16 protein-coding genes are annotated in these 8,304 nt (G+C 40.3%); 5 read left to right on the top strand and 11 right to left on the bottom strand.

Features of this window, described 5'->3' with window-relative positions:
• Nucleotides 1-52: 52 nt before the first annotated feature.
• From NCY30_RS14390 to NCY30_RS14355, 8 genes are all read right to left on the bottom strand, one after another.
• On the bottom strand, nt 53-541 hold the full coding sequence (locus NCY30_RS14390) for a hypothetical protein (RefSeq protein ID WP_250818850.1): 489 nt from the start codon (nt 539-541) through the stop codon (nt 53-55).
• Complete coding sequence (locus NCY30_RS14385; protein WP_250818849.1) at nt 542-964, bottom strand: RNase H family protein; 423 nt, start codon at nt 962-964, stop codon at nt 542-544. It abuts the gene before it with no gap.
• Nucleotides 957-1,373: a hypothetical protein gene (locus NCY30_RS14380; protein ID WP_250818848.1), complete on the bottom strand. Its 417-nt coding sequence runs from the start codon at nt 1,371-1,373 to the stop codon at nt 957-959. The genes NCY30_RS14385 and NCY30_RS14380 overlap by 8 nt, the downstream gene beginning before the upstream one ends.
• Before the next feature lies 1 nt (nt 1,374).
• Nucleotides 1,375-2,109: a rolling circle replication-associated protein gene (locus NCY30_RS14375; protein ID WP_173784448.1), complete on the bottom strand. Its 735-nt coding sequence runs from the start codon at nt 2,107-2,109 to the stop codon at nt 1,375-1,377.
• A gap of 185 nt (nt 2,110-2,294) precedes the next feature.
• On the bottom strand, nt 2,295-2,477 hold the full coding sequence (locus NCY30_RS14370) for a hypothetical protein (protein WP_250818847.1): 183 nt from the start codon (nt 2,475-2,477) through the stop codon (nt 2,295-2,297).
• Entirely contained in the window at nt 2,443-2,688 is a 246-nt protein-coding gene (locus NCY30_RS14365; protein WP_250818846.1) for a hypothetical protein, read from the bottom strand. The genes NCY30_RS14370 and NCY30_RS14365 overlap by 35 nt, the downstream gene beginning before the upstream one ends.
• A gap of 15 nt (nt 2,689-2,703) precedes the next feature.
• A complete protein-coding gene (locus NCY30_RS14360; protein WP_250818845.1) occupies nt 2,704-2,871 on the bottom strand; it encodes a hypothetical protein in 168 nt (55 codons plus the stop codon).
• Between the two features lie 192 nt (nt 2,872-3,063).
• Entirely contained in the window at nt 3,064-3,219 is a 156-nt protein-coding gene (locus tag NCY30_RS14355; RefSeq protein ID WP_155515127.1) for a hypothetical protein, read from the bottom strand.
• Between the two features lie 114 nt (nt 3,220-3,333).
• On the opposite strand from NCY30_RS14355, the gene NCY30_RS14350 reads away from it, so the two are divergent.
• Nucleotides 3,334-3,750, top strand: coding sequence for a DUF2513 domain-containing protein (locus NCY30_RS14350; protein ID WP_250818844.1), 417 nt, complete (start codon nt 3,334-3,336; stop codon nt 3,748-3,750).
• Here the strand turns inward: NCY30_RS14350 and NCY30_RS14345 are convergent.
• The 3 genes from NCY30_RS14345 to NCY30_RS14335 all read right to left on the bottom strand — a co-directional run bounded on the left by NCY30_RS14345 (nt 3,743) and on the right by NCY30_RS14335 (nt 4,607).
• The gene (locus NCY30_RS14345; protein ID WP_250818843.1) at nt 3,743-3,934 is read right to left on the bottom strand and encodes a hypothetical protein; all 192 of its coding nucleotides are present in this window, start codon (nt 3,932-3,934) and stop codon (nt 3,743-3,745) included. The genes NCY30_RS14350 and NCY30_RS14345 overlap by 8 nt on opposite strands.
• A gap of 277 nt (nt 3,935-4,211) precedes the next feature.
• Complete coding sequence (locus NCY30_RS14340; protein WP_250818842.1) at nt 4,212-4,361, bottom strand: hypothetical protein; 150 nt, start codon at nt 4,359-4,361, stop codon at nt 4,212-4,214.
• Nucleotides 4,362-4,409: 48 nt separating this feature from the next.
• Nucleotides 4,410-4,607, bottom strand: a complete 198-nt coding sequence (locus NCY30_RS14335; protein ID WP_118236999.1) for a helix-turn-helix transcriptional regulator — start codon at nt 4,605-4,607, stop codon at nt 4,410-4,412.
• Nucleotides 4,608-4,761: 154 nt separating this feature from the next.
• Here NCY30_RS14335 and NCY30_RS14330 point away from each other — a divergent pair, with 154 nt between their 5' ends.
• From NCY30_RS14330 to NCY30_RS14315, 4 genes are all read left to right on the top strand, one after another.
• The gene (locus NCY30_RS14330; RefSeq protein WP_250818841.1) at nt 4,762-5,394 is read left to right on the top strand and encodes a LexA family protein; all 633 of its coding nucleotides are present in this window, start codon (nt 4,762-4,764) and stop codon (nt 5,392-5,394) included.
• 76 nt (nt 5,395-5,470) lie between these two features.
• On the top strand, nt 5,471-5,677 hold the full coding sequence (locus tag NCY30_RS14325; RefSeq protein WP_250818840.1) for a DUF4177 domain-containing protein: 207 nt from the start codon (nt 5,471-5,473) through the stop codon (nt 5,675-5,677).
• A gap of 132 nt (nt 5,678-5,809) precedes the next feature.
• Nucleotides 5,810-6,712, top strand: coding sequence for a DNA damage-inducible protein D (gene dinD / locus NCY30_RS14320; protein WP_331476594.1), 903 nt, complete (start codon nt 5,810-5,812; stop codon nt 6,710-6,712).
• Nucleotides 6,713-6,877: 165 nt separating this feature from the next.
• Nucleotides 6,878-8,269 (top strand): recombinase family protein, encoded by a 1,392-nt coding sequence (locus tag NCY30_RS14315; RefSeq protein ID WP_250818839.1) that lies wholly within the window; start codon nt 6,878-6,880, stop codon nt 8,267-8,269.
• Nucleotides 8,270-8,304 lie beyond the last annotated feature (35 nt).

The raw sequence follows: 8,304 nt of genomic DNA, 5'->3' as shown, positions 1-8,304 counted from the left end.
ATTCCGTTCCCGTAGGTTGCTTTCAGATCTTCCGTGAATCCTTTGTATGTTCTCATTTTTCTTCACCCTTATAATATTTTTCTGCAATTTTTCTAATCTGTGCTTTTCCAGGAATTCCAAGATAGATCGGTGGCTTTAAGCCTGCTGCCTGTACGATTCTATCGTCCAGTTGTGCTTTCGTTTCAAACGATACTTTTAAAATCTGTGCCATACATTTTTCAAGGCTTTTTCCTTTCTTGCGTACAGCTTGCGCCATCTGGTCATCTTCTTCACACATCTGAATCAGGAAGTTTTTCCAGTCTTCCATCATGTTTTTGAGTTCTAAATCTTTCGATTCCATTTCCAGCTTTCCCATTGCGGCCAGTAGTGGAGTAGTCAGAGAATCTATTGCACCGGTGCAAAAATCCTCTGCGTCCTCCGAATCTAAGCCATTTTCTTCTGCTATTGTCTTGATAGCGTCCAGATCTCCTTCTTTTAACTGTGCTGCTGCCGCCCTGTTGATTTCCTCAGCAGAGTCAAATTCTCCAAATTTATCAAACATCTATGTATCCTCCATTATTTTTCTAATTTCGTCGCTGTATGCATGCCGTCCCTTTTCCATTCGGATCAGATGCCCCTGCATCTTCTTCCAGAGCTTCTGCCAGCCTTCTGCGTTTGCGATCGGTGTTCCATTGGTTTTTCGGAAGTCATTCCCGGCCCATCCACTAATGTGATAGTCGATCATGTTCACTACAAATGTGTCCTCACAGTGGATATGGACCTCGCAGGACTGGTTCAGGCGGCTCAATGCTTCTGTGATCGCCTTTACTTCTGTTTCGTGTCGTGTGCCTTTCATTTGGCCGGTATCCTGGATTTTTCCTATTCCTCCGGACTTTTTGGCGCACGTACATACAAATCCGTATTTTCCCATGGTTTTACTGTTGGAACTGGATTTTACAGCTGTGTAAATATCTACTCTAAACATTGGTGTTCAGCACCTCTTTCGTATGCTGCAGATTTTTATTAATCTCATGCATTTCTGCAGTCGCTCTCTTTACTGAGCTGATCAGAAGTTCCGGGATTGTGGCCGGAAGTAGTTCTTCGTTATAGGCCTCTTCCATGAGCTGGTTGTACTGATCATATTCTTTCTTCAGCTCTCTGCAGGCTCTTCGCAGTACAATCTGTTCTGCTCCGCTCTCCGTCGCAAGAATCTTGTCGATCTGCTTCTGTCTTTTTTCAATTTCATCATCGATTGCACACCACAGCAGAGCGGCGCGATCCGGTTCAATCTTATGTACTCTCGGGTAGATTTCTCTCAATACTCCATTGAGTTTTCGAGATACTAATACCAGCTCTTCCAGTTTGTTTTCGCTTGCTCTGTCTAAAATCAGCATTTTAAATCCTCCTATCCAACTTAATCATGGTGTAATACCGGTATTTGTACCCGGTGAATTTATTTGTTCCTTCGTAGTATGTATCTTTGTCTAAGTAGTAGCCTTTCCTGTCCTTGATCTCTCTCCACTGCACAAAGCGTTCTTCTTCCGGTTCCTTTAGGGGCATATTGCGGGACGCATGATAGCTTGTCTCTCTTAAGTGCTCTCCATAGCGTTCGCATGTTTCTGGTGTCTTCGTGATGTATCCGGCCAGATCTCTGAAATCTCCCGCTTCATACAGGTGCTTGAAGGTTACTGCTCCATGCTCCCAGGCATCCTTTATGATGATGTCTGCATCCGCTATCCGGTTTATAACTATGTGTACGTGCCAGGCTCCTTTTGTACCTACTTCGATATTTGCCATCCACCTCATTTTCTTTCCTGCTTTTTTATACTTTTCTCTCACCTTTCTCATGGCTTGTGCCAGATGTTTCTTTGCAGTCTCCATATCAGGCGGACGCTTATCCTTTTTGTATGTGAGCAATACCAGGTAGTCATTCTCGTGGAACCAGGTCTTCAGCTTATGTCTTGCTTTCCTTTCCCTATTCCATTGGTTTCGGAATCTGATCACTTCCGGTGTGGCTTTCCGCTTCTTCCCTCTCTTCTCTCCTCTTGCTCCATACTTCCCATCCAGATATTCATATATCTCCACTGAATGTTCAAACGTATATATCAGTCTTTTATATCTCTTTTTCATCCACCTGTATGTCCTATCTTTAATATTCTTAACAAGTGATGAAAGCGGGCGAAAATGCCCGCGTTTCTTGACTTTTTCGCCCACCGATGGTACTATAATATTGACTTTAATATTCGACAGGCGAAGAAGTCTTGAGGTACATCATCCGCATAATGATGTGCCTTATTTTTTATTCACTTGTATCACTATCCCCATCTCCATTCCGGGCATCCGCCAGATCTGTAGTCTTCTGATTCCTGGTACTCTTCCATGACCGTTATGGATGGGTCTTTCCCACATATGCACTCTCCGTCACCCAGATCTCTCATGTAGGCACAGTTCCTGCACTCCTGCTTAGCAGATGGTGTCTGCCACATTCTCTGTCCCATCGGTATCACCTCCTATGTAAACTAGATCAAACAGTCTCTTAAGCTGTGCCGGTGTATATACCGGTTGGCCATCAGCACTTACCCATCCGGACATTACGATCAAGCCTTTTTCGATGTCATTTTTGCAGTTATATTCATTCAAAGCTTCCTTGGCCAGCTGCAGGCGCTTGGCAAATTCCTTCTCTGACAGAATCTTTGGAATTTCATGCATCTTTCCCACCTCCCGTTAAGTTATTGTATAAAAATTAATTACGCAGGCAAGTAATACTGCGGTCAGCATTAACTCTCCAACGATCGTCAGCATCCAGATTCGTGTCCGAAGCATTTCGCATTCATCTTCCAGACGCTTGATCTGCAGCTTCACCACCAGTGGTGTTTCCGGTTTTAAATTCATACTGCTTGTCCACTCCTTTCTACCGCTTACGCGGTTTTCTCAATGGTATAGGTGATTTCCACCTTTTCCTGTTCTTCCAGAAGAGATATCAACACCTCAATGATTTTTTCCATGTCCGGTTTCATATTCGCCACCTGCTTTCTATCTCCTTGGTTTATGTTTATGTGTTACAGTTTGTACTTGTTGCATTCTCTATGCCGGTTCTTTTTCCTGCTTGTCCATGTCTGCTCTGATCTTTAGAATCTCCATGTTGCTTTTGGCAATCATGAATGCCTGTGGATCATGTGTCGCCAGATGTTTGGCTGTTTCTACCATTTCAGCGATTTCTTTCTTTTCTTTTTCACTCATTGCTTTTCTCACCTCTTTCTTAAATTTGAATCCTATTGACTTTCTTTTCTTATGCTCCTATTCTGTTGATACAGGCTTCTGTCAAAGCCGAGTATTCAAGAAAGGAGTCTAATTATGCAATTAGATATTTCATGCGTTCGTTCCATTCTTCTTACCGTTGAAAAATACGAAACTATTTATGAGTCAGTATCATTTGATGAAAACATATACACTTACTACGATGATTACCTGTCTTCTTACGATTTTCCCAAGATTTTATATCACGTCCAGTATTGTATAAAAGCAGGGCTTTTATCCGATGTATGTAGTAATAAAATTTGGGGCCGAACTCAATTTGATTGTTGCCTCGAACCTTTTGGGCATGATTTTCTCGCAAATACCAGGACCGAAGAAAAGTGGAGTCGTACACAAGCACTTGTATCAAAAGCCGGCGATGCAAGTTTGAAAGTTATTTCTTCGATCGCCGAAGGTGTCACAACAGCTCTTGTATCCAAGTATCTTCCTCCGGAAATTTCCAAGCTTATTACTTGATCCATTCTTCCACAGTCTTTTGGGCTACTATTTTGATGCACTCCATCATTTCCTGTTCATTTGGTGGGGTGTATTCTTTTGCTACAATAAAAAACATGAGTCCTTTAAAGCGTGCTCTTTCTATCCCCCACTTTATTGCAAACAAAATCGTCAAGGTTACGTTTGCTATCGCTATCCATTTCATCTTTTCTCACCTCACCTCTCTTTCTCTATTTAAGTTGCATTTTATTGACTTTTTCCCTCTTTTCTCCTATCCTGTTGATACAGGCTCCCGCCAGAGCCGAGTACGCAAGAAAGGAGAGTTTTATGTTTCGAAATGATCATTTAATTGAAAAAACTGTCGAGATTACCGTTGCTAAATTATCTAATACGTCAACTCCAACAAATGAATCGAACGGCAAGAATGTCGCTGAATTCATGCAGGAAATCTACGACAAATTAGTCGAACTTAACAAGGAAGACTAGCCAAGCCTGGCTCTGGCAGTTATCAACTCTGCCAGAGCTTGGGTTAATTCTGTCAGTTCGTTTACCTCATAGCTTTCTTTGCAATTTTCTGTTTTTTTCTGTATGAGTTTACACAGGTCATCTATTGTCTTTTCTACTTCTTTCATCCACTCACCTCTCTTTCTCTATTTGCAAAATCAAATTTAATTTGATTATTAAGGTAAAAAAATATACTCTAATGGCATATTATAAAGCTTACTGAGTTCTCTACTTTGCGAGATTGTAGGCTCTGACTTACCTTTTTCCCAGTTTACTACTGTATTCTTAGATACGTGCATCTCCCTTGCTACATCTTCCTGTGTCATTTCTGCGTTAACTCTAGCTGCTGCAAGAGAAATTCTTAACTTGCTCAATTTATTCACCTCCTGCAAATCGTACATTTCTTATTACGACTACACTATAAATCAAATTTAATTTGATGTCAACACTAAAATACAATTATTTTTGATTTTTAGTTGATTTTAGTCAAATTATATTGTACTATATGGTTATAAAAGAGGTGAATATATGACTGATATAGAACAGAAAAAAATATTTTCTAAAAATTTAAACTATTATTTATCAAAAGCAAACCAAACCCAAAGGGAGGTTGCAGACGCAATATCCGTTTCCCCTCAAACATTTAACACATGGTGCCAAGGCATAGCATTGCCAAGAATGGGAAAAGTTCAACGGCTTGCCGATTATTTCCATATTGAAAAATCTGATTTAATAGATGAGCGTACTGAACAACCGTCTTCTCCTAAATCAAATATAGTAAAAATCCTCGGTCGCGTTGCAGCAGGCATCCCACTGGAAGCCATCACAGATATTGTGGACGAAGAAGAGATTCCAGAAGAACTGGCACGGACCGGTGAATTCTTCGGACTCCGGATCAGCGGTGATTCTATGGAGCCGGATATTCATAATGGAGACACGGTAATTGTAAAAAGACAGGATGATGCAGAATCTGACGAGATTGTAATTGCTCTTGTGAACGGGAATGATGGAGTGTGTAAAAGATTAAAGAAATATGCAGACAGCATTGCTCTTATCTCATTAAATCCTAATTATGAACCGATGTATTTTAATCAGAAAGAGATTGAAGAAAAGCCCGTGAAGATTATTGGCAAAGTTGTAGAGCTTCGTCGAAAATTTTAAACGTATATAATCGCTTTGGTGTTTATATATAACTTACTTAACTTATTCATTCTTTAAGAGGGAGGATATTATTAAAATGAAACCTTATGTTGTGTTACAAGTTGTATTAAAGGAAAAACTTATCGGAACAGGCTCCGGAAACCTGACAGAACTGGAGAATATCATCAATACTCAAGCTGCAAAGGGATATCGCTTACATACTATAACCACCGCTTCCTCCGGAAGTAAGGGAATGCTTGGTGGTGATAGAATTCAAGCCACTCTCGTATTCGAGAAATTATAAATATATTTATTGTCCAAGGATAGAAGGCATCTATCGAATACGGTAGCTTTTGAATCTATTGATTCCGGCAATGTTGTAATTGCTTTATCATTTTACAAGAAAAACAATTAGAAACATGATGTCTGAAGTGGGGTGATTATCTTCTTTTTCTTTACTGGCGATGAAGCTGATACTTCTGTTCCAGTAGTAGCTGATGCCAATGAAAAACAGGAACAACAAGAAAATTACACAGATACTCTTTTCGAATCAATTAAACATATTAACGAATATGGTCAGGAATTCTGGTATGCGCGAGAGCTACAAATTGCATTAGAATATAAGCAATGGCGTAGATTTTACTCTGTAATCGAGAAAGCGAAAGACGCTTGTGAGAACAGTGGGAATACCGTTTCAGACCATTTTGCCAACGTTGGCAAAATCGTAAAAGCCGGTGTAACTACAAAAGATATTGGTGATATTGAATTATCTCGCTATGCATGTTACCTGATTGTGCAAAACGGAGATTCAAGAAAAAAAGTAATCGCATTAGGCCAAACTTATTTTGCTGTAAAAACTCGTCAGCAAGAATTAATTGAACACTTTGATGATCTTACTGAAGATAAAAAACGTTTAGCAATCCGTAGCGAGATGATTACGCATAACAAATCGTTGGCTGAAGCCGCACAGATGGCCGGCATCAATGATCCTCGCGATTACGCCATTTTCCAAAACAAAGGTTATCAAGGATTATATGGTGGATTGGGTGTAAAGGAAATCCATGCGCGTAAAGATCTCAAAAAAAGTCAAAAAATCCTCGACCACATGGGAAGTACTGAATTAGCGGCTAATCTCTTCCGTGCCACACAAACAGACGAAAAGCTCCGTAGAGAACATATTACAGGAAAGAACGAAGCAAACCAAACTCACTATGAAGTTGGCAAAAAAGTTCGCCAGACAATCAAAGAACTTGGTGGCACCATGCCAGAAGATTTGCCTACTCCGTCCAAAAGTATCAAGCAAATAGAAAAAGAGCAAAAGAAAAAATTAGACAAATAAAAAACCGCCCCTGCTACCAACAGAGACGGCTTAATGAATACTATACAGTGCCAAGGCACGTACAATAATCCCTAGACAAGAATATTGTACCACAATTTTCCAGCATCTGTATAGATGTTATTTTTGCACCCTTTTTTGCGTACATTTTAGGAAAGGTGATATAATATGACAGACAAAATTGAACGCTGTGCAATCTATATCCGTGTATCTACTACCGAACAAATGATGCACGGCAAATCGCTTGAAGCACAAAAAGAATATCTTACCAATTATGCCCGAGAACATAATATGGCTGTCGTTGGTGTATATGCTGATGAGGGAAAAACCGCCCGTAAAGAGTTCAAAAAGCGTAAGGCTATACATTCTCTGCTGCGAGATGTAGAAGCCGGGAAGATCGATGTTATCATCTTCTGGCGTATCGATAGATGGTTCCGTAATCTATCTGATTTCTATAAGGTGCAGGATATTCTTGACAGTCACAACGTCCGCTGGATCAGTACCAGTGAACCAGGCATTAACATGGAAACCAGAGATGGAAGACTGCAGCTTAATGTGGTTCTGTCGATTGGCCAGAACGAAGTCGATACCACCAGTGAGCGTATCAAATTTGTAAATGAATCATCGATCAGAAGCGGTAAATTAATTTTTGGCGATGCAAATATGGGATATGGCTATAAGTCAGGTATCGTTGATGGACAGAAGCGCATGGTTAAGGATCCTGATCGAGAACATGTCGTGGATGCATTTTATAAATATTTTTTCAAGCATCAAAATAAGTGCGCTACGCTCAGATACATACAAGAAACCTTTGATCCTGATTTCAGTTTCGGAATCATGAGGACGCTTCTTTCCAGCGAATTCTACAAGGGCACCTACCGAGGATTTCCTTACTGCCCTGCATATCTTACTGAAGATGAGTGGAACAAATTACAGAAGATACAAAAACGAAATGTTAAAGCTACACCTTCTGGCCGCATCTATCTGTTTGCAGGAATGATTCGATGTCCCGTGTGTGGTCAATTGCTATGCGGTACCGGGTGTTCGTCCATCATCAACAGGAAAACTGGTGCTAAAAGAACTTACTGCTATTACCGATGCAACAGAGCTATGATCGATCACATATGTTCTTACAGACACAGATTGAGCCAGAACCTTGTTGAAAATTATTTGCTTGATAACTTAGAGAATGAATACAAAAATTATAAAGTAAAGTGCGATAAAATTGAAAAAGAGAAAGAGAAGCAAAAGAAAAAGCAATCTCCTGAGAAATTAAGAAAGGAATTGGACCGTCTTAATTTCCTATTTCAGAAGGGGCGGATTGATTGGGATTATTACAACGAAGAGTATGGACGCGTCGAAAGTGAGTTGAATGATCTGCAGAGTGCTCTTCCGGAACCAGTGACGAATTACGGTTACCTCGAAGAACTATTGGATACAGATTTTCGGACCATGTATGATCAATTATCACAAGAAAACCGCAGAGCTTTCTGGCGTTCCATCATTCAGGAAATCCATATAAATGAAGACAGTACCATAACCTCCGTCGATTTTCTGTGATGCGTCTTGTACTAACTATACTGTTCCATTTGGAG

Origin of the sequence: Dorea sp. MB18-49 (assembly GCF_023669465.1) — a bacterium.
Classification (GTDB): domain Bacteria; phylum Bacillota; class Clostridia; order Lachnospirales; family Lachnospiraceae; genus Dorea_A; species Dorea_A longicatena.
Note: the sequence above shows the minus strand (reverse complement) of the source record. Positions and strands in the feature narration are given on the sequence as shown.